The 19,505-nt window shown below is 42.7% G+C and carries 19 protein-coding genes; 11 read left to right on the top strand and 8 right to left on the bottom strand.

What is annotated here, in order from left to right; translation table 11 throughout:
• Positions 1 to 41 precede the first annotated feature (41 nt).
• Together BM195_RS08340 and BM195_RS08335 are read right to left on the bottom strand one after the other, a co-directional pair.
• Positions 42 to 818: a zinc ribbon domain-containing protein gene (locus tag BM195_RS08340; protein WP_090236488.1), complete on the bottom strand. Its 777-nt coding sequence runs from the start codon at positions 816 to 818 to the stop codon at positions 42 to 44.
• Positions 819 to 973: 155 nt separating this feature from the next.
• The gene (locus BM195_RS08335; protein ID WP_090236485.1) at positions 974 to 2,305 is read right to left on the bottom strand and encodes a S1C family serine protease; all 1,332 of its coding nucleotides are present in this window, start codon (positions 2,303 to 2,305) and stop codon (positions 974 to 976) included.
• Between the two features lie 171 nt (positions 2,306 to 2,476).
• On the opposite strand from BM195_RS08335, the gene BM195_RS08330 reads away from it, so the two are divergent.
• The 7 genes from BM195_RS08330 (at position 2,477) to treR (ending at position 12,809) form a co-directional block, all read left to right on the top strand.
• Positions 2,477 to 3,160 carry a response regulator transcription factor gene (locus BM195_RS08330; RefSeq protein ID WP_090236482.1) on the top strand — a complete coding sequence of 228 codons (684 nt, stop codon included), beginning with the start codon at positions 2,477 to 2,479 and terminating at the stop codon, positions 3,158 to 3,160.
• A gap of 2 nt (positions 3,161 to 3,162) precedes the next feature.
• Positions 3,163 to 4,482, top strand: coding sequence for a sensor histidine kinase (locus tag BM195_RS08325; protein ID WP_090236478.1), 1,320 nt, complete (start codon positions 3,163 to 3,165; stop codon positions 4,480 to 4,482).
• 524 nt (positions 4,483 to 5,006) lie between these two features.
• Positions 5,007 to 6,836 (top strand): translational GTPase TypA, encoded by a 1,830-nt coding sequence (typA, locus tag BM195_RS08320; RefSeq protein ID WP_090236475.1) that lies wholly within the window; start codon positions 5,007 to 5,009, stop codon positions 6,834 to 6,836.
• Between the two features lie 178 nt (positions 6,837 to 7,014).
• A complete protein-coding gene (locus tag BM195_RS08315; RefSeq protein WP_090236471.1) occupies positions 7,015 to 8,118 on the top strand; it encodes a PQQ-dependent sugar dehydrogenase in 1,104 nt (367 codons plus the stop codon).
• 369 nt (positions 8,119 to 8,487) lie between these two features.
• Entirely contained in the window at positions 8,488 to 10,401 is a 1,914-nt protein-coding gene (treP, locus tag BM195_RS08305; protein WP_090236467.1) for a PTS system trehalose-specific EIIBC component, read from the top strand.
• Positions 10,402 to 10,421: 20 nt separating this feature from the next.
• On the top strand, positions 10,422 to 12,083 hold the full coding sequence (treC, locus tag BM195_RS08300) for an alpha,alpha-phosphotrehalase (protein ID WP_090236464.1): 1,662 nt from the start codon (positions 10,422 to 10,424) through the stop codon (positions 12,081 to 12,083).
• A 12-nt stretch (positions 12,084 to 12,095) separates the two neighbouring features.
• Positions 12,096 to 12,809 carry a trehalose operon repressor gene (treR, locus tag BM195_RS08295; protein WP_090236461.1) on the top strand — a complete coding sequence of 238 codons (714 nt, stop codon included), beginning with the start codon at positions 12,096 to 12,098 and terminating at the stop codon, positions 12,807 to 12,809.
• 93 nt (positions 12,810 to 12,902) lie between these two features.
• Here the strand turns inward: treR and BM195_RS08290 are convergent, their stop codons facing one another.
• The gene (locus BM195_RS08290; protein WP_090236458.1) at positions 12,903 to 13,766 is read right to left on the bottom strand and encodes a manganese catalase; all 864 of its coding nucleotides are present in this window, start codon (positions 13,764 to 13,766) and stop codon (positions 12,903 to 12,905) included.
• An 83-nt stretch (positions 13,767 to 13,849) separates the two neighbouring features.
• On the opposite strand from BM195_RS08290, the gene BM195_RS08285 reads away from it, so the two are divergent.
• The 4 genes from BM195_RS08285 (at position 13,850) to arsC (ending at position 16,319) form a co-directional block, all read left to right on the top strand.
• Positions 13,850 to 14,125 (top strand): YkvA family protein, encoded by a 276-nt coding sequence (locus tag BM195_RS08285; protein WP_090236454.1) that lies wholly within the window; start codon positions 13,850 to 13,852, stop codon positions 14,123 to 14,125.
• 68 nt (positions 14,126 to 14,193) lie between these two features.
• The gene (locus tag BM195_RS08280; protein WP_090236451.1) at positions 14,194 to 14,535 is read left to right on the top strand and encodes an ArsR/SmtB family transcription factor; all 342 of its coding nucleotides are present in this window, start codon (positions 14,194 to 14,196) and stop codon (positions 14,533 to 14,535) included.
• A gap of 25 nt (positions 14,536 to 14,560) precedes the next feature.
• On the top strand, positions 14,561 to 15,859 hold the full coding sequence (locus BM195_RS08275) for an arsenic transporter (RefSeq protein ID WP_090236447.1): 1,299 nt from the start codon (positions 14,561 to 14,563) through the stop codon (positions 15,857 to 15,859).
• Between the two features lie 40 nt (positions 15,860 to 15,899).
• A complete protein-coding gene (arsC, locus tag BM195_RS08270) occupies positions 15,900 to 16,319 on the top strand; it encodes an arsenate reductase (thioredoxin) (protein WP_090236444.1) in 420 nt (139 codons plus the stop codon).
• 38 nt (positions 16,320 to 16,357) lie between these two features.
• On the opposite strand, the gene BM195_RS08265 is transcribed toward arsC, so the two are convergent.
• From BM195_RS08265 to BM195_RS08245, 5 genes are all read right to left on the bottom strand, one after another.
• Positions 16,358 to 16,537 carry a hypothetical protein gene (locus BM195_RS08265; protein ID WP_090236440.1) on the bottom strand — a complete coding sequence of 60 codons (180 nt, stop codon included), beginning with the start codon at positions 16,535 to 16,537 and terminating at the stop codon, positions 16,358 to 16,360.
• Between the two features lie 79 nt (positions 16,538 to 16,616).
• Positions 16,617 to 17,567 carry an ABC transporter permease gene (locus tag BM195_RS08260; RefSeq protein ID WP_090236437.1) on the bottom strand — a complete coding sequence of 317 codons (951 nt, stop codon included), beginning with the start codon at positions 17,565 to 17,567 and terminating at the stop codon, positions 16,617 to 16,619.
• A complete protein-coding gene (locus BM195_RS08255) occupies positions 17,560 to 18,480 on the bottom strand; it encodes an ABC transporter ATP-binding protein (protein WP_090236435.1) in 921 nt (306 codons plus the stop codon). The genes BM195_RS08260 and BM195_RS08255 overlap by 8 nt, the downstream gene beginning before the upstream one ends.
• Before the next feature lie 167 nt (positions 18,481 to 18,647).
• A complete protein-coding gene (locus BM195_RS08250) occupies positions 18,648 to 18,866 on the bottom strand; it encodes a helix-turn-helix domain-containing protein (protein ID WP_090236433.1) in 219 nt (72 codons plus the stop codon).
• Positions 18,867 to 18,884: 18 nt separating this feature from the next.
• Complete coding sequence (locus BM195_RS08245; protein ID WP_090236430.1) at positions 18,885 to 19,457, bottom strand: DUF2975 domain-containing protein; 573 nt, start codon at positions 19,455 to 19,457, stop codon at positions 18,885 to 18,887.
• Positions 19,458 to 19,505: the final 48 nt, after the last annotated feature.

Here is a 19,505-nt window from a genome sequence, read left to right as displayed (position 1 = left end):
GTTATAGTGGGTTGACGATAGTCCATTTTTGTCAAAAGTCTCTAAAACCCTTGAAACATCGTATCCATCATATTTCCTAGGATTGAAGTTAAAAAAGACTGTGCAAAAAAGCCGAATGCGAGTATGGCGATGATGTATAACCCCAGCAATACGTAAATCCGGTCAAAACCTTCTGTTGGCTGTTCCAATAGGATAAAGGTTGGTGTGAACAGCACTAATCCAAGAATGCTGATTAATATAAGTATGCCGGATAGTGCCGAAATGCCGATTAATGTTAAAATAAGTCCTACTGCATATAAAAGAAAAAATGGGATTAAATAGGCACCAAACTTGGCTATAACATCCGGAAATGTGGCAGCCTGAGCGCCTAGCTTTACACCGGCAAAAGCCAGTCCCGCAATCAGAAACTCCAATAGGATAAAGGTTATGAATGGAAGCATAAAACTGTCAATAAACGAAACATTTCTAAAGAATCCTGCTGGGATCGCATTAATTACAAAATGATAGCTTAGCGCTAATATGAACGCAAATAAAACAATCATTATCATTCCGGAAACCATATCTGAGTGGTTTGCTTTTTTGGCTTCGCTTGGTTTTTTCACAAGTGTGACAAAGAAATGTCCGAAGTCAATTCCGATAGATTTCAGTTTTTCCATTACTTCGCTTCCTTTTACGGAACCATCGTGATCCTGTACAGAAGCGCCATTATTTGACTGCTCGATTTCCTCCTCATTAAGCTGTTCAGGAACCAATTGCGCTCCACAATTGGTGCAGAATTTTCCCTCTGCTGTTTGTTGACCACATGAAGGACATTGCATCTTACCACTTCCTTTCTGAAACATAGAGGTTTATTAAAAGTATAATCGTTGGTGTCATATTTTTCATTTAATAACTATTTCGGCATCATCCCAGAAAATCCTTCCTCTATATAAAAAGCCTGCAGCTAATTCAGCTGTAGGCTTTTAAGGAGGGGTTATTGCTGTTGTTCTTGTCCGCGTTCAGCCAGATCCAGTGTTACGGTTTGTGCCTCACCATTGCGGTAGACTTCGAGTTCGATTGTTCCCCCGATTTCTGCCTCATTGTACAGATATTGGCGTAAATCAACTAATGAGGTTACGTTATTGCCATTGATTTTCGTGACTACATCAAATTGCTGCAGGTTTGCATCATCTGCGGGTGATCCGGTTTCAACCTGTGCAATGACGATCCCTTCCTCGACATCTTCCGGAAGCTGAATCTGGTTGCGGTACTGTGGCGGAACCTGATTAATGGATGCAGTACTGATGCCAATATAAGGCCGGGAAATCTTACCGTCTGTTTCAAGTTGTTCAATGATCGGCATAGCTGTGTCAATCGGTATGGCAAAGCCAATGCCCTCAACGGCAGTTTGTGCTATCTTCATTGAGTTAATCCCGATCACCTTACCATCGGCGTTCACAAGTGCACCGCCGCTATTCCCCGGATTAATCGCAGCATCTGTCTGAATAACTTCAGTTACCCAATCAGGCTGACTATCACCGTTAGTATCCATATTCACGGAACGATCCAAACCACTGATGATTCCTCGTGTCAGCGTATTGGCAAATTCCATTCCAAGCGGGTTGCCGATTGCTACGGCTGTTTCGCCAACCTCAACATCACTTGATGAGCCAAGATTTGCAACAGTATCGATTTGTGAGCCGTCTATTTTCAGTACGGCCAAGTCACTGAGTTCATCCGAACCAAGGACTTCAGCTTCAATCCGTTCATCATTATTCAGGGCCACTTCTACCTCCTGGGCATCTGCGACAACATGCTGGTTCGTAACGACATAAGCATTGCCGTCTTCTTTTTTATAAATAATCCCTGATCCTGTTCCGGATTCCTGGCTAGGTTCCCAAACATTTGTCTGCTCCATTCGGGTCACGCCCACGACTGCCTTAGACGCTTCATCCAAGTTTGAAGCGACATTAGCATCGTCTGATGCCATGGTTTCGGTTACTTCAGGAGCCCCTGATCCTTGACCGTTTTCTGTCGATGCAGCATCTGAACTATTATTGCCGTCATTGTCTGATATAATGTTGGTATTGAACAATAGAACGACAACAATGGCGGAAACAAGACCGCCGATCAATCCGCTGAACAAATGTCCGGACCTGTTTCGCTTCGGTTTTTCAGTCTGATTCGCTTGGGCGTTCTGCCTTGCTGTTTGTGCAATACCACCATTTGGATTCGAATCCGCTTTTTTGACTGGTTCGCTTTCCGGATACGCCTGATGCGTATCATCTGTATGTTCGTTATCATGTTGATAATGATTGTTATCCATGAATCGTTCACCTCTTTACGTTATGATGATTACAGTTATCATGATACCCGTAACAGTTGGTAGTATTTTGGTGCAAATATGGCAAAAGTGTGTAAAAGATATTTTAATATTGACATTCCCGTTTTTAAGTGAAAATAATCATAACAAATCAAATGATGGAGGAATCCTTCTATGAATGATCATATTGGCGTAGTGGAAGATGATGCAAACATCCAAAATATCGTTTCCGCATATTTAAAAAAGGAAGGCTTTCATGTAACTGTTATGGAATCTGCTGAAGAGGCATGGGAACTATGGGAAACCATGCGACCGGACATGTGGATCCTTGATATCATGCTTCCAGGTATGGATGGCTATGAATTTTGTAAAAAAATTCGTCAGGAAAGCGATGTTCCGATTATTATCATTTCGGCAAAAGATGACGAAGTTGACAAAATTCTGGGTCTTGAACTCGGTGGAGACGATTATTTGACGAAACCGTTCAGCCCACGGGAATTACTTGCACGCGTTAAGCGTGTGTTCAAGCGTACGGTCCATTTACCGGATAATCAGCATGAACATGACAGAATAAAAGTAGATAATTTTTTAATCCATGAGAATGATCGCAGGATTTTTTGGGACGGAACCGAGCGGGATGTGACGACAAAAGAATTTGATATGCTGCTGTTACTTGCGAAAAATACCAATAGGGCTTTTTCCCGGGAGGAATTGCTGATCAAAATTTGGGGAGAAGACTACTTTGGCAGTGATCGTGCTGTAGATGATCTGGTTAAACGAATCCGGAAAAAATTGCCCGATATTCCATTGGAGACGGTATGGGGATATGGGTATCGGCTGCGAGACGAAGAGGAATAACGATGAAACTTCAATCCCAATTAAATTTAGCGTTTACTGCTCTGCTGCTCGTCATCCTCACAGTAACAGGTTATGTCATTTATTCCATGATAATGGGGATGCTGATAGACAATGAAAAAACAGAATTAAAGCAAAAGGGTGAATTGCTTGTTCAGGTGATCAATGAACAATATCGGGCACAGGGAAGTATTGAGGATTTTAGTGATTTTCTGGAGGATCAGGAGCTACAATTGTTTCTGTATGACCGTGTTCAAAACCAGGTGTTAATGTCTACGATGCCAGAGCAATTTGTCAGGGGATTTTCAGTCAATGATTATTTTGCGGATAACCAGGAAGAATTATGGGAAGCAGGGAACAGTAAATTTGTTACGTCACGCATTCTGCTTTATCCGGAGCAAACCGGTCTGGAATTGATTTTACTGACCCCTTTAACCGATTTGCAGACAGTACAGCAAGATTTTTTCAGACGTCTGATTATCGTGTTTATTGTCGGAGCTATGGCCACTGTTCTGCTCAGTTACCTGTTAACCAATAAATTAGTGACACCACTAACAAAGTTGAAAAAACAGCTGAAAAAAATCGAAAACCGGAAATTTGATGAGGTCGAGCGAGTGAAAGCAACAGGTGAAATTAAAGAAGTGGAACAAAGTGTCTATGATATGGCAAAAGAGCTGGAGCGGTTCATGAAGTCACAGCGGACGTTTTTTCAGAATGCCAGCCACGAATTGAAAACACCGCTTATGACGATACAGGGCTATGCGGAAGGTATCCGTGACAACGTTTTTGATGAAAAAGACAAGGAAAAGGGACTGGAAATGATGGTAACTGAAGTCAACCGGCTGAAGACCATCATTAATGAAATGATACTGCTCGCAAAACTGGACAGCGAACAAACGGAATACCAGCCGGTTCAAATAAATGTATCGGAATTGATCAATCAAGTACTGGACCGGACACTGCCTTTAGTCGGTGAAAAAGAAGTGAGGCTAAATCATTCCATCGACCAAGAAAGCGTTATTTTCGCTGATCAGGAAAAATTGCTGCGTGCACTGTTAAATGTCACGTTTAACGCCATCCGGCACGCCCATTCCCGCGTGGACATAACGGTTGAGGGTGCGACGATTGTGATTGAAGATGACGGGGAAGGGATATCGAAGGATCTTATTCCGCATATTTTTCACCGGTTCGTGAAAGGTAAAACTGGAGAGACCGGGCTTGGACTGGCGATTGCACGTGCCATTGTGGAACAGTCCGGCGGGAAAATTATGGTTCGGGATTCGGATCTTGGCGGAGCAAAATTTGTCATTGTTTTTCCTGAGTAAGCTTTTTCCTGCATGTAACTGGGAGGCCGATAAAAAGCGACGTCTTTGAAAAAGGAAAGCATATTTTTCTTCGTGCGATGTAACACTGCCGAAGTCTCCCTTGTCCTGTCGCATTGCCGGCACAGGCGCGTCTATGCATGGTTCGAATTCACTCGGGCCTGCACGATGCAGGTCACAAAGGCGTTGCAACACGATGGTACTTAGCCTTTGTTTGTTTTTGATCAGTGGGGATAGGGGGAACACAGACTAAAACCACTACGTTTTGTGGCAGCGTCTGTGTAACCTGCATCCTTTAGGTCCACCCTCCATTAATTGAAGTTTCACTTTAGCTGGTGCAAGCTTCCGGTAAGATGCCTGCCTCGGGAACATGGAATAGAAAGGATCCGAACTAAGAAAGCGGGAGACACTAGTCAATGTCTGCAATGGACGAGCCTTGCGCAACCCACCTAATGACAGAAGTTTCACATTGTGATATAATTGGATAGTTTTGAAATAGCCTGAAATGAATAGAGGAGCTTACGTTTATGCAATTAAGAGAAGATATCCGCAACATTGCTATTATCGCCCATGTTGACCATGGCAAGACGACACTTGTTGATCAGATGCTGAAATATTCGGGAACATTTCGTGAAAATGAACAAGTGGATGAACGGGCCATGGACACGAACGATATTGAACGTGAACGCGGTATTACGATTTTGTCCAAAAATACGGCTATCAAATATGAAGATACAACGATTAATATACTTGATACACCCGGTCACGCTGATTTTGGCGGTGAAGTGGAACGTATCATGAAAATGGTGGATGGTGTTCTGTTGGTTGTTGATGCTTATGAAGGCTGTATGCCGCAGACACGTTTTGTTTTAAAAAAGGCATTGGAACAAAAACTGACACCGATTGTCGTGCTGAATAAAATCGACCGCCCGAATGCCCGTCCGAATGAAGTGATTGACGAAGTATTGGATTTATTTATTGAACTTGGAGCAGATGATGAACAGCTTGAATTTCCTGTTATCTATGCATCTGCATTAAATGGAACTTCAGGTGAGGAGCCGGATGAACAGACGGAAACCATGGATCCGGTCTTTACGACAATTTTGGATCATATTCCTGCCCCACCCGATACACAGGACGATCCGCTCCAATTCCAGGTCACCTTGCTTGATTACAATGATTATGTGGGCCGGATTGGAATCGGTCGTGTTGTTCGTGGAAAAATCAGTGTCGGCCAGCAGGTTGTTGTACTGAAAAAAGACGGCACAGAAAAGCCATTCCGTATCAGCAAGTTATTCGGTTTCATCGGGCTGAAGCGGATGGAAATAAAAGAGGCAACTGCCGGGGACATTGTGGCGATAGCCGGCATGGATGACATCAATATCGGTGAAACCATCTGTCCGCCTGATCACTTGGAAGGATTGCCCTGGCTGCGTATTGATGAGCCGACACTGCAGATGACATTTGTTACAAATAACAGTCCATTTGCTGGGCGTGAAGGCCAGTATATTACCGCACGCCAAATTAAAGAACGCTTAATGAAGCAGCTGGAAACAGATGTCAGTCTTCGTGTTGATCCAACTGATACGCCTGATGCATGGACTGTCTCAGGCCGTGGTGAGCTGCACCTTTCCATTCTGATTGAAAATATGCGGCGTGAAGGTTATGAATTACAATTGTCAAAACCTCAGGTCATTATTAAAGAAATGGATGGAGTCAAGTGTGAACCGGTTGAACGTGTCCAGGTCGATGTTCCGGAAGATTATACCGGTCCGGTGATGGAATCCCTTGGTGAACGGAAAGGTGAAATGCTCGATATGGTGAACCAGGGAAATGGTCAGGTACGTATTGAATTTAAAGTACCTTCACGCGGTCTGATCGGGTATGCGACAGAGTTTATGTCGCTGACACGCGGTTATGGTATTTTAAATCATACTTTTGAAGCTTATGAACCGGTGACAAAAGGTCAGGTTGGCGGTCGCCGCGAGGGTGTACTTGTTTCATTGGAAAACGGCAAAGCGTCAACATATGGCATTATGCAGCTCGAGGATCGCGGTGTCATTTTTGTTGAACCGGGAACCGAGATTTATGCAGGAATGATTGTTGGTGAGCACAATCGTGAAAATGATCTGACAGTCAACATTACAAAAGAAAAACATTTAACGAATGTTCGCTCAGCGACGAAAGATCAGACGGCTACTATTAAGAAAACACGTGACATGTCACTGGAAGAAGCGATTGAATATTTGGATGACGATGAATATTGTGAAGTAACACCTGAATCAATCCGCCTGCGTAAAAAGCTATTGAATAAAAATGAACGTGAAAAAGCAGCGAAAAAATCGAAATTAGGTTAAATTGATGGTACCGGTAATGGCAGTGAATGCTATTGCCGGTTTTTTATGTTGGTTAGGGGTATCAACAGAATAAGAGGAAGTATCGACAGAAGAGAAAGAATATCAGCAGGAATTAAGCGCTGCAGTATCTCTTTCGTTTTCAATGGGGTAAAATGGGTAAAAGTCCAGTAGCGAGGTGATGAAGATTCGATATTTTGTTCTATTAATCATTTTGGTCAGTGCATGCTCTTATGATGACACTTCACCATCCGATGATGAACAGAGTCCGTCCGATAACACGCAATCATCTGAATCTGAATTGACAGTTCCAGAACATTCAGATGAGGTCGAAATAGTTGCGGAAAACCTCGAAGAACCATGGGAGATCGCTATGCAGGAAGGGCGATTTTATATAAGTGAACGAACCGGCTCCATCGTTACGGTTGCAAATGATTGGCAAACCCGAAAGCCTGTGCAATTAGAGAAGGATCTTTCCAATCAGTCGGAAGCGGGACTGCTGGGGCTTGCATTTCCTGATGATTTTGCGACAACAAATGAAGCGATTGCCTATTATTCGTATCAGGAAAATAATACGTATTATCAGCGGGTTGTAAAAATTGAAGAATTAGATAATCAATGGCAAGAAACGTCAGTACTGCTGGATGAAATTCCGGGAGGGCAGGTTCACCATGGGGGACGTCTTGAAATAGGACCGGATAGCAAGCTGTATATTACAACTGGGGATGCAACCAATCCTGAATTATCACAGGATATGGATAGTTTAGCAGGAAAGATACTGCGGATGAAACAGGATGGGGCGATTCCGGATGACAATCCATTTGAAAATTCCTATATATATTCTTACGGGCATCGCAATTCACAGGGGCTTGCCTGGAATGATGAACATGAACTGTATGCAACTGAACATGGTTCAAATGCACATGATGAGATAAACCGGATAACAAAAGGAAGGAACTATGGGTGGCCTGTTATTCAAGGGGATGAAACCGCTGAGGATATGAATCCGCCAGTGATCCATTCCGGTGAGAATACGTGGGCACCATCAGGGATGACGTATCATGATGGTTATTTCTATTTTGCTTCCCTGGCCGGGGAGGCTTTACGCCGATTTGACCCAAATCGTGAGGCGGAGGAAGTTGTCATCTCGGAAGAAGGGCGTGTTCGTGATGCATTTTCCACTGAAGAAGGTATTTATTATTTGACTAATAATACCGATGGACGAGGTAATCCTGCCGAAGATGATGACAGGCTGCTATTCATACCAAATAGCCGATTGGAATGATGAAATAAACCACTCTGCAAAAACTAAGCAGAGTGGTGTTATTTTTTGTGGTAATGTAACGCTGAGGTTGATCAAACGTGACATCCTCAAAACACTTCTTTCGTCCGGAAGGATCTCTGTCGAAGCTTTTCTTGCCTGTCGCATAATCGGCACTAGATGTCCAGTGTGTCAGGCAGGCTGAATTCGCGATGTCCTGTCGCAACGCCCGCGCTATCACATTCTGTATGTCGAAAAATACCCCGCTGAATGGAGTTTCATGAATTACCATTATTTTCATTATGAAAGCCCTTGCAAAACATGTATATACAAGATATAATTTAATCGAAATATGTATATACATGTTATATGAAAAATAAGGAGGTAAATCCTGTGGCGAATAGACAAGAAGTGGTTGTCGCACCGGTCAGTGGCCAGGTAAAACAACTTGAAGAGGTTCCGGATCCGACATTTTCTCAAAAAATGATGGGTGACGGACTGGCAATTGAGCCGAATGACGGAAACGTTGTAGCGCCATTGAACGGAGAAGTTATACAGATTTTTCCTACGAACCATGCAATAGGTATTCGCAGCGATTCTGGGCTTGAGGTTTTAATTCATATCGGACTCGATACTGTTAATATGGACGGGGAAGGGTTTGAAGCATATGTTGGTCAGGGGGACTATGTAAAATCCGGTGATCTGCTCATTGCATTTGATATGGATCTGGTCAGCAAAAAGGCAAAAGGCGTCATTACACCGGTGATCATTACAAATGGTGATGCCATTGATGGACTGGAAAAAACAAATGATGCAGCAGTTGAAGCCAGTACGTCTGTACTTTTAAAGGCAGAGATAAATAATGATTCCGAGGGGGAAACGCCGGTTGCATCTGGCGGTGAATATAGTAAAGAAGTCACAGAGATTGTAGCTGCACTTGGCGGTGAAGAAAATATAAACGCGGCAACACATTGTGTCACAAGACTTCGATTTGCTTTAGATGATGACGATAAAGTTGATAAGACAACATTGGAAAATCTTGATATTGTTAAAGGATCGTTTCTTGCCAATGGTCAATTCCAGGTTGTGATCGGGCAGGGAACTGTTGATAAAGTGTATGCTGCAATGATTAATGAAACCAATATAGGCGAAGCAACAAAAGAAGATGTCAAAGCAGCTACCGGTGAGAAGCAGAATCTGCTGCAGCGTGGCATCAAGGTGCTGGCAGATATTTTTATCCCCATTTTGCCAGCAATCGTTACAGCAGGTCTCCTAATGGGTATTAATAATATTTTGGCGAATCCGGGCATTGTCTACGATGACCAATCAATTATTGACGTGCATCAGGAGTGGGCCGGCCTTGCGGATTTGATTAATATTATCGCTAATACTGCATTTACATTTTTGCCGGCTTTGATTGGCTGGTCTGCTGTCAAACGGTTCGGCGGTAATGAGTTGCTTGGGGTTGTACTAGGATTAATAATGGTTCATCCGGATTTACTAAATGCGTGGTCATACGGGGATGCCCTTGAAGAAGGGAACATTCCAACTTGGAACCTGTTTGGGTGGGAAATTGATAAGATCGGCTACCAGGGACAAGTGCTTCCGGTATTATTCGCATCATGGATACTGGCAAAAATTGAGCTCTTCCTAAAAAAGCGTGTGATGGATTCCTTGCAGTTATTGGTTGTAGCGCCAGTTGCACTTTTGGTTGTCGGCTTTTTGACATTTGTCATTATCGGGCCGGTTACATTTGCAATTGGTAACTGGATTACAGACGGACTTGTTTCTTTGTTTGATCAATTTGCAATACTAGGCGGACTGGTTTATGGAGCGGTTTATGCCCCCCTTGTTATAACAGGCATGCATCATACGTTCCTTGCTGTCGATTTGCAGCTGATTGGAAGTACGGGAACAACATTCTTGTGGCCGATTCTTGCATTGTCCAATATTGCTCAAGGGTCAGCAGCGTTTGCGATGATGCTGGCTGCCAAAGATGAAAAGCTTAAAGGGCTTTCCGGAACTTCAGGTTTATCAGCATATTTAGGCATTACAGAACCAGCCATGTTCGGTGTTAATTTGCGATTTAAATTCCCATTTATTGCGGCGGTGATCGGATCAGCAATTGCTGGCGCATTCATTACGATGCAGCATGTTCTGGCATCATCAGTCGGCGTTGGCGGCATACCCGGAATCCTGTCAATCGTTCCAGACGGATGGCTGGCATTCGGCATCGGTATGGCAATCGTCATTGTTGTCCCATTTGTTCTCACTTATTTAATGGCATTTCGCAGACTTGATAAATAATACAACAAGAGGTGTTCGCAATGCATGAAGCTTGGTGGCAAAAAGCTGTCGTATATCAGATATATCCAAAAAGCTTTTATGATTCGACAGGCAATGGCATGGGTGATTTGCGGGGAATCATGCAAAAGCTTGATTATATTCAAACAATAGGTGTTGATGTTATTTGGCTGACACCTGTTTATCAGTCTCCGCAAAACGATAATGGTTATGATATCAGCGATTATTATTCCATTGAATCGGCGTACGGGAAGATGGCGGATTTTGAAAGGCTGCTAGAAGAAACGCATAAGCGTGGTATGAAACTGATTATGGATCTCGTGATGAATCATACGTCAACGGAACACGAATGGTTCAGGCAGGCTTCAGCATCAAAAAATAATCCTTATCGTGATTTATATATTTGGAAAGATCCGGCTGATAGTGGCGGACCACCGAATAATTGGCAGTCTAAATTCGGAGGACCGGCATGGCAATATGATGACAAAACCGGTCAATATTATTTGCATCTGTTTGACACAACGCAGGCAGATTTGAATTGGGAAAATAAGCGGCTACGGGAAAAATTATATGATATGATGCGGTTTTGGGCGGAAAAAGGGGTTGACGGTTTTCGCCTTGATGTGATCAATCTCATATCTAAAGATCAGCAATTCCCGGATGATGATTCCGGGGACGGCCGAAAATATTATACGGATGGGCCGCGCATTCATGAATATTTGCATGAAATGAACAAGGAAGTTTTCTCAGGGTATGACATGATGACGGTCGGTGAAATGTCCTCGACAACGCTGGAAAATTGTATCCTGTACACAAGACCCGAACGGCAGGAACTTGATATGACATTTCAGTTTCATCATCTGAAAGTGGATTATCCGGCAGGCGAGAAATGGACGAAGGCACCCTTTGATTTTCTGGAATTAAAACAGATATTGTCCAAGTGGCAGGTCAGGATGCATGAAGGCGGGGGCTGGAATGCGCTGTTCTGGTGCAATCACGATCAGCCAAGGGCAGTCTCTCGCTTTGGTGATGATGGGAAATACCATAAAGAATCGGCTAAGATGCTGGCTACCACCCTGCACATGATGAAGGGTACCCCATACATTTATCAGGGTGAAGAAATCGGGATGACGAACCCGAACTTTGACAGCATAGACAATTATCGTGATGTTGAATCACACAACGCATATGAAAAGCTGTGCGAAAAAGGGAAAACCGAGGATGAGATTATGGCGATTCTGAAGCAGAAATCCCGTGATAATGCCAGAACACCGATGCAATGGTCAGCAGAAAAGCATGCCGGATTTTCTGCTGTGGAACCTTGGATACCTGTGGCAGAAAATTATCAAACCATTAATGCGGAAAAGGCGTTGAATGATCATGGTTCCATTCTGGCTCATTATCAAAAGCTTGTGTCCTTACGTAAAGAATATGATATTATGACGTATGGGGATTACCAGCTATTGCTTGAGGATGATCAAAAGATTTTTGCTTATATCCGAAACTGGAATAATGAAACCTTGCTCGTTGTCAGCAACTTTTATGCAGAAGAAGCAACAGCATCGTTTGATATCGATCAAACAAGAGATGTGCATGTACTCGTTTCCAATTATCCGGATACTGATCAAACGTTTGATCAACTTGTTTTAAGACCATATGAATCAGTTGTCTATCAATTAACATAATGGGGTTTAGCAATGCAGAAGTACCTAACCATTTATCATGATCTTGTAAAAAAAATTGAGGCAAATCACTGGGATGAATCATCCATGCTGCCATCGGAAAATGACCTTGTCAAAATGTATACAACTTCCCGTGAAACCATTCGGAAAGCATTAAATTTACTGGCACAGGATGGCTACATTCAAAAAGTCCGTGGCAAAGGATCTGTTATTATTGATGCCAATAAATTTGACTTCCCTGTTTCTGGAATTGTCAGTTTTAAGGAATTGGCTAAAAAGTTAAATTTGCCAGCTTCAACGATCGTACATGAATTGACAATCGTTGAGGCTGGCCAGGATTTAAAATCAAAGTTAAATGTTAGTCTTCGTGAACCAGTGTGGAAGGTTTTGCGGGTAAGAAACATTGCCGGGGAAAAAGTGATTTTGGATAAAGACTTTTTTAATAAGGATGTTGTGCCGGCATTAACAAAGGAGATATGTGAGGACTCTGTCTACAGCTATCTTGAAAATGAATTGGAGCTGGATATCAGCTTTGCCAAAAAAGAAATTGTAATCGAAGACCCGACTGAAGAAGACCGGACTTTGTTGGATCTTGAAGGCTATTCAAATGTCGTTGTCATTAAGAGTATGGTCTATTTGGACGACACAAGCCTGTTCCAATATACGGAGTCGCGGCATCGTCCGGATAAATTCAAGTTTGTTGATTTTGCCAGAAGGGTGAAAAATTAAGAGCTGCCTGAGTGGCTATATATCCATTTTCACATACAGTATGCGTTTTAAGGCTTCCCATGTAGTTTAAGCGGGAAGCCTTAGATGATTTGCTCAGCTTTTATCAAATGCGGATGTACCGGTGTCAGGCGGGATACTGCCGTTCACAGGTGTACCGTGGATGTAGGCTGGTGCAGGGTTTAAAATCGGTACCTGTCCCATTGCTTCTGGGGTTGCTACATACTCGAAAGTTCCCTGTCCATCATAGGAAGGTCCGTTTGCCCATCTGCCTTGAGCACTTTCTTCCCCTTTGGAAAAATTCATAAACGAATAAGAGACTTCCTGCTTTTCGTTTTCTTGCGGGAATGTGCTTGGAACAAGAGCCTTTTGAGTTTGCTCGAGTTCCTCAATGGCCGCCATCCATTGATTTTGATGCATGGTGTCTCTGGCAATCAAAAATGAAAGCATATCCCGGACACCGGGGTCAGTGGTTGATTCATACAGCCGGACAACCTGCAGGCGGCCTTGTGACTCGGCGTTCAAGTTGGCACGAAAATCGGCAAGCAAATTTCCACTCCCGATCGTATAGCGGGCATTCCAGGGATATCCTGCACTGTCATCTGGTTTTGCACCAAGTCCTGATACGATCATGTGCTGCGGATTCATGCCGCCAAGAACGGATTCAATGACTGGATCTTGTGCAGCTGCATCCTGTTCTTTTGCAGGAGCGCCGTCCAATAATTGAGCAATCATATTGGCAAGCATTTCAACATGAGCTATTTCCTCCGTACCAATGTCGAGTAGCATGTCCCGGTATTTTTGATCACCGCGGCAATTCCACCCTTGAAACAAATATTGCATCATAACGGTAATTTCGCCGTATTGCCCACCCAGTACTTCCTGCAGCTTTTTGGCGTATACCGGATCTGGCTTCGTTGGTTTTGCGTTATACTGAAGTTCTTTAATATGATGAAACACAGCATTTCCTCCTTTTGTGTTATGCTTTTATTGTAGTCTGTCTCAGGATTCCGCAAGTATACAATGGAGGAAGGAGTCAGCAGATGCGAAGACTTCTAAAACGTATAGGTTTCTTATTCAAATTTCATAAATCTTTCCCATTTTTTATCGATTTTTTTCGTTCAGCTCAGTTAGAAGGGACGACGAAATTTGTTTATGTATTGCTGATAATCGGCTATATAGTCTTTCCGTTTGACATCATTCCGGATTTTCTCTATGTGTTCGGAATAGTTGATGACATAACAGTTGCAGCTTTCCTTTTGCAGCGAATGGTGAAGGTCGCACCGGAATCATTAAAAGAAAAGCATCACTTAAAATGATTGCATGTGATCGTTAAATAATATATGCTTATATAATTAATTGATTATATAATTGAGTGAGGGATCTTATGGAGAAAACTGATTTATCTGTGGAAGAGGCTGTTCCAGTTCTGAAATTGCTTGGTGATCGTACGCGTTTATACATTGCTCTTATGCTGCATCAAAGGCAGTGCTGTGTTTGTGAAATGGTTGATGTATTGAACATGTCGCAGCCATCGATCAGTCAGCATCTCCGCAAATTGCGTGATGCGAAAATAGTAGCGGAGGATCGGCGCGGACAGTGGATTTATTATAGCTTGAACCGTGAAACAGCTTTATATCCGCTGGTTGAAGATATACTTGATCGAATCCCTATTGAGGAACGTTTGGTCGGGAAAATGAATACTGCCAAAAATTTGAATCAATGTTAAAGCAGCATAGAGGGGGGGAACAGCATTGGATTTACAGACGATCCTGGCCATTATAATTTTTATAACAACACTCATTCTGATTATTTGGCAGCCTAAAAACCTGGGGATCGGATATACCGCCTGTTTTGCTGCCTTGATTGCACTGCTTGCCGGTGTTGTCACGTTTGATGATATTATTGCCGTGACCGATATTGTGTGGAATGCCACGCTTGCCTTTGTCGCCATTATCATGATTTCGCTGGTGCTGGATGAGATAGGCTTTTTCGAATGGGCAGCATTGCACATGGCACGGATTGCAGGCGGCAACGGTGTGAAAATGTTCATTTATATTTCCATTTTAGGAGCAGTTGTGACGGCATTATTTGCTAATGACGGGGCGGCATTAATTTTAACACCAATCGTACTGGCAATGGTACGTGCCCTCAATTTCCGGGATACATTCATATTGCCGTTCATCATGGCAAGCGGGTTTATCGCTGATACAACATCATTGCCGTTTGTCGTCAGTAACTTGGTGAATATTGTTTCAGCAGATTTCTTTGGCATCGGCTTTTTGGAATACGCAACACGCATGATTATCCCGAATATATTTTCATTGATTGCCAGTATTCTGGTACTGTATATCTTTTTCAGGAAAGATATACCTGGAAGTTATGACCTCAAAGATTTAAAGTCCCCTCGCGATGCGATTAAAGATGAAAAAATGTTTCGAATGTCATGGGTGGTTCTGGGTATTCTGCTCATTGCCTATTTTTCAAGCGAATTTTTTGGAATTCCGGTTTCGATGATCGCCGGAACAATTGCGATGATCTTTCTGCTGCTGGGACGTCAGAGTAAAGCAGTGGAAACAGGAAAAGTTGTTAAAGGCGCACCGTGGGATATCGTCTTTTTCTCACTCGGTATGTATGTAGTCGTATACGGGCTGCGTAATGTCGGGCTGACAGATCTGCTGGCAAGTGTGCTGAATGCGGCAGCTGATCAGGGGCTGTTCGCTGCAACAATGGCGATGGGTTTCATTGCCGCTGTTCTGTCGTCGATCATGAATAATATGCCGACTGTAATGATCGATGCACTGGCGATTGCAGATACAAATGCAACAGGTGTATTAAAAGAGGGATTGATCTATGCCAACGTGATCGGCAGTGACCTGGGGCCAAAAATCACACCAATCGGCTCATTGGCTACATTGTTATGGCTGCATGTCTTGAAAACAAAGGGGGTCAACATCTCATGGGGATATTACTTCAAAGTAGGCATTGTCCTGACCGTTCCCACGCTATTTATCACACTGGCCGGACTGTATTTGACACTGTTGCTGTTATAGCGGGCTACGACCAAAATTATGTTGAAAAGGAGTATGCGATATGTCCGTAAAACCGATGTTGTATTTTCTTTGTACAGGTAATTCCTGCCGTAGTCAGATGGCAGAAGGGTTCGGGAAAAAACATCTCAGTGACAAATGGGATGTAAGGAGTGCCGGAATCGAAGCACATGGCTTAAACCCGTTTGCTGTTAAAGCGATGGGAGAAGCCGGAGTTGATATTTCAGACCAGGAGTCAAGCACAATTGACCTCGAAGTCCTCCATAATGCCGATCTGGTCGTGACATTATGCGGCGACGCGCGGGATAATTGTCCAATGACGCCACCAGACGTAAGAAAAGAGCATTGGGGTTTTGATGACCCGGCAAAAGCTGAAGGTACCGAAACAGAAAGATGGAACGTGTTTCAGCGTGTTCGTGATGAAATCGAGCAGCGAATTATCCGTTTTAAGGAAGAAGGCTGAAGAAGAGCGGGGTGCATGATGCTGCATCCCGCTCTTCTTTACTGCCTTTTGTCGTCTTTATCATTTGGTATATATTTTGTGAAATACGCGGCAAAAATTAAACAAATAACAGCTATCCCCCATGAGGCGATTCCGCTCCAATAAAGATCCACTCCCAGTCCAATAACCAACACGATGCCACTAATACTAATAAAAATGCCAGTTAAATAACGTTTCATGATTTCACATCCCGAATATTTAGGTATACGGTTTTATACAAGTATAATATATGTTTCAATTGTATGCCGGTGAAATTATTCAGTGTCCTGCTACATCTCTTTTCGTGAAAAACACCCATGATATGGCAAGGAAAATTACATAGTAAACAGCTAACACCGTTAAGGAAAATCCTAAACTCATACCTTCAAACATTGGAGATCCGTTGACGTACTGGTCCATATTTGTATTGGCAAATAAGATATATTTTGCCCAGCTGTATTCGGCAAAAAAGGATACAATGGCATTACCTGACAGCATCAGAAAAATAGCGATTCCGATAGCCAGCGAGCTTTGCCGGAAAATGGCCGATATCATGAATGCGAATGTTGCCATCATGACAAGGGTAATCAGCTGCAATCCATAGCCTTCAATAATTTGCTGTATAACAGATACATATACAAAGCCTTCATCCTGACTCAAAACGATATGAGGATCCATACCATTTATACCGAAAAATAGCGCACCGACAAACCATGAAAAGATCAGTACATATAAAAGCGTGAACAATGCAAACAATAGTACCGAAACGTATTTGGAAGCCAAAATTTTAGTACGTGTTATCGGCCGAATCAATAATAACTTAATCGTTCCCCATTTGAATTCATTGGCAATAATCCCTGCTGCAACAATGATCGTAAGAAGACTGACCAATGAAAGCAGGAATTTATTTTCCATGACAAATTGCCATGCATCATAACTGCGTGGCTGAATGTCATGATCGAGGTAGTAATTATTTTCTTCAATCTGCTGCGTATTCCATCCCTGCGTCATGTCGTCCTGTTCCATTTCTTTTTGCAATTCCGCATTTTCGTCCTGAAGTGTCTGCCGCCAGTTTTCATCCTGGTAAGTTTCCATTTGTTCAGCACCGTAGTTAGAAAGAAAAGCCAGCCCTACGACAAGAACGGATATAAGAATATACATGATCCAGGTTGATTTGCGCAAGTATAATTTAATCTGTTCATTCATCAATAACTGTAAAAAATTACTCAATCGTATTCTCCCCAATCAAATCAAAAAATTTATCCTCCAGTGTTGATTTCGTGATCATTACTTGATATATCTGAATATCATGACTTGCAAATGTTTGAATGATAGTTGGTATTGTTTCCCGCTCAGCCTTAATGTTTAATGTATGATCGGCTGTAACTGGATGGATGTCAAAATCGCTTTTTAAGATTTCAGCTGCCTGTTTCAGTGGTGCCACTTCCAGCTGTATCTCGACACCGGTTGTCTGTTCGGCTGCTGCATTGACATCTTGTATGGCGATCATTTCGCCGTTTTTAATGAGGCCGATGCGGTCACACATTTGCTCAACTTCAGACAGTAAGTGACTGGAAATGATAACTGCTACATTCTCTTCCTTGGCCAATTTTCTTATGTATTGACGGATTTCCCGAATGCCTGCGGGGTCCAGTCCGTTCGTAGGCTCGTCCAGGATAAGGACAGAAGGCTTGTGCAGTAACGCCTGGGCAATCCCCAGCCGCTGACGCATTCCTAATGAATACTTTCCCGCTTTTTCGTTGATCGGTTTTTCCATCCCTACGAGCTTGATGACTTCCTGAATGCGATCTTTTGTAACGTCAGGTATCATCCGGGCATAATGCATTAAGTTTTGATGACCGGTCATGAACGGGTACATTTCAGGGTTTTCGACAATTGCTCCAACTTCCCGGACCGCCTCTTTGTAATCTGACTTGATGCTGCTGCCTAATATCCGCACATCACCGCCTGACAGTCCCATCAGTCCGACCATCATTCGTATAGTTGTCGTCTTGCCGGCACCATTGGGACCGATAAACCCGAATACTTCTCCCTTATGGATGGAGAATGATAATCCCTTAATGATTTCTTTATTGCTCATTGTCTTTTTTACGTTGATTAATTCCATGGCCGTTTCTGGCATGATAAATCCCCCATTTCATGTATCTGTCAATCATTACGGAATAACGACTGAAAAGTTTCACCAGTATATAGTTGCTTGAATGTTATCAAACTTCGATATATTAGGTGTGGTCCGTTGTTCGATTATAATTGCGTTAAAATCAAAAATGCTTCCTTTAAAAATGCTTCCTATTCACTATCCTCTTCCTCATCTACATATTCCATTAAATCCCCGGGCTGGCAATTCAATGCTTTACACAATGCATCAAGTGTTGTGAAGCGGACCGCCTTACCTTTCTCATTTTTTAGAATGGACAGATTGGCAGGTGTAATATCAACCAATTCAGAGAGTTTATTAAGCGACATTTTACGTTCAGCCATCATGACATCAAGTTTTATTCTAATCATTTGAGTTCCCCTTGTTTTTCATATCGTTTTCTCATTTTCCTCAACCGCATTGGCAGCGGTTTTAAGGGCTGAAGCGATTAACATAATCACTATCCCGGCAATGATGAAATCAGCATAGGCGATATTTGAAAAACCAATAGACGCATTAGAAATCTCCAAAGCAGTCATCGCCTTTGAAAGTAACAGGCCATCCATATAAGTGGCAGCAGATCCCAGTACAGCAAAAGCGATTCCCATCCTGAAAAGAATTGAGACGTTTTCATACATAAAAAGACCGTCTGTATAGATGTTTTTTAAAAATCTGTACAGGAGCCACAAAAACGAGAGCATAAACAGAAACAAGATAAGATTGGAAATAAATGATAACACCATAAAAGATTTATCCGTGTAAAGATCCGGCTGCTGGGAAAAGTTAAGTGTCATATAGCCATATAATGGTTCAAATTCTCCCAAAGAGTTTGTGAAGGCACTGTGAGGCCACCAGATATATGAACCATTTGCTATTAATGTAAATAATCCTATGAGAAGAACAAGATAGAATAAAATTAAACTGAGCATTGATGAAATTCTGAATATGAAATTGGATGTCATTGGTCAATCTCCTTGTAAGGTAGTATAAAAGAGTCCACATGCATGCGA

Origin of the sequence: Lentibacillus halodurans (assembly GCF_900112045.1) — a bacterium.
GTDB lineage: Bacteria > Bacillota > Bacilli > Bacillales > Amphibacillaceae > Lentibacillus > Lentibacillus halodurans.
This window is presented reverse-complemented; position numbering and strand designations above follow the sequence as displayed.

What these genes read in the sequence shown, in the direction of transcription:
- BM195_RS08265 (WP_090236440.1), bottom strand. Translation starts at nt 16,537, where the DNA reads ATGAAACGTTATTTAACTGGCATTTTTATTAGTATTAGTGGCATCGTG.
- typA (WP_090236475.1), top strand. Translation starts at nt 5,007, where the DNA reads ATGCAATTAAGAGAAGATATCCGCAACATTGCTATTATCGCCCATGTT.
- BM195_RS08255 (WP_090236435.1), bottom strand. Translation starts at nt 18,480, where the DNA reads ATGCCAGAAACGGCCATGGAATTAATCAACGTAAAAAAGACAATGAGC.
- arsC (WP_090236444.1), top strand. Translation starts at nt 15,900, where the DNA reads ATGTCCGTAAAACCGATGTTGTATTTTCTTTGTACAGGTAATTCCTGC.
- treC (WP_090236464.1), top strand. Translation starts at nt 10,422, where the DNA reads ATGCATGAAGCTTGGTGGCAAAAAGCTGTCGTATATCAGATATATCCA.
- BM195_RS08285 (WP_090236454.1), top strand. Translation starts at nt 13,850, where the DNA reads ATGCGAAGACTTCTAAAACGTATAGGTTTCTTATTCAAATTTCATAAA.
- BM195_RS08280 (WP_090236451.1), top strand. Translation starts at nt 14,194, where the DNA reads ATGGAGAAAACTGATTTATCTGTGGAAGAGGCTGTTCCAGTTCTGAAA.
- BM195_RS08245 (WP_090236430.1), bottom strand. Translation starts at nt 19,457, where the DNA reads ATGACATCCAATTTCATATTCAGAATTTCATCAATGCTCAGTTTAATT.
- BM195_RS08250 (WP_090236433.1), bottom strand. Translation starts at nt 18,866, where the DNA reads ATGATTAGAATAAAACTTGATGTCATGATGGCTGAACGTAAAATGTCG.
- BM195_RS08315 (WP_090236471.1), top strand. Translation starts at nt 7,015, where the DNA reads ATGAAGATTCGATATTTTGTTCTATTAATCATTTTGGTCAGTGCATGC.
- BM195_RS08325 (WP_090236478.1), top strand. Translation starts at nt 3,163, where the DNA reads ATGAAACTTCAATCCCAATTAAATTTAGCGTTTACTGCTCTGCTGCTC.
- treR (WP_090236461.1), top strand. Translation starts at nt 12,096, where the DNA reads ATGCAGAAGTACCTAACCATTTATCATGATCTTGTAAAAAAAATTGAG.
- BM195_RS08340 (WP_090236488.1), bottom strand. Translation starts at nt 818, where the DNA reads ATGCAATGTCCTTCATGTGGTCAACAAACAGCAGAGGGAAAATTCTGC.
- BM195_RS08335 (WP_090236485.1), bottom strand. Translation starts at nt 2,305, where the DNA reads ATGGATAACAATCATTATCAACATGATAACGAACATACAGATGATACG.
- BM195_RS08330 (WP_090236482.1), top strand. Translation starts at nt 2,477, where the DNA reads ATGAATGATCATATTGGCGTAGTGGAAGATGATGCAAACATCCAAAAT.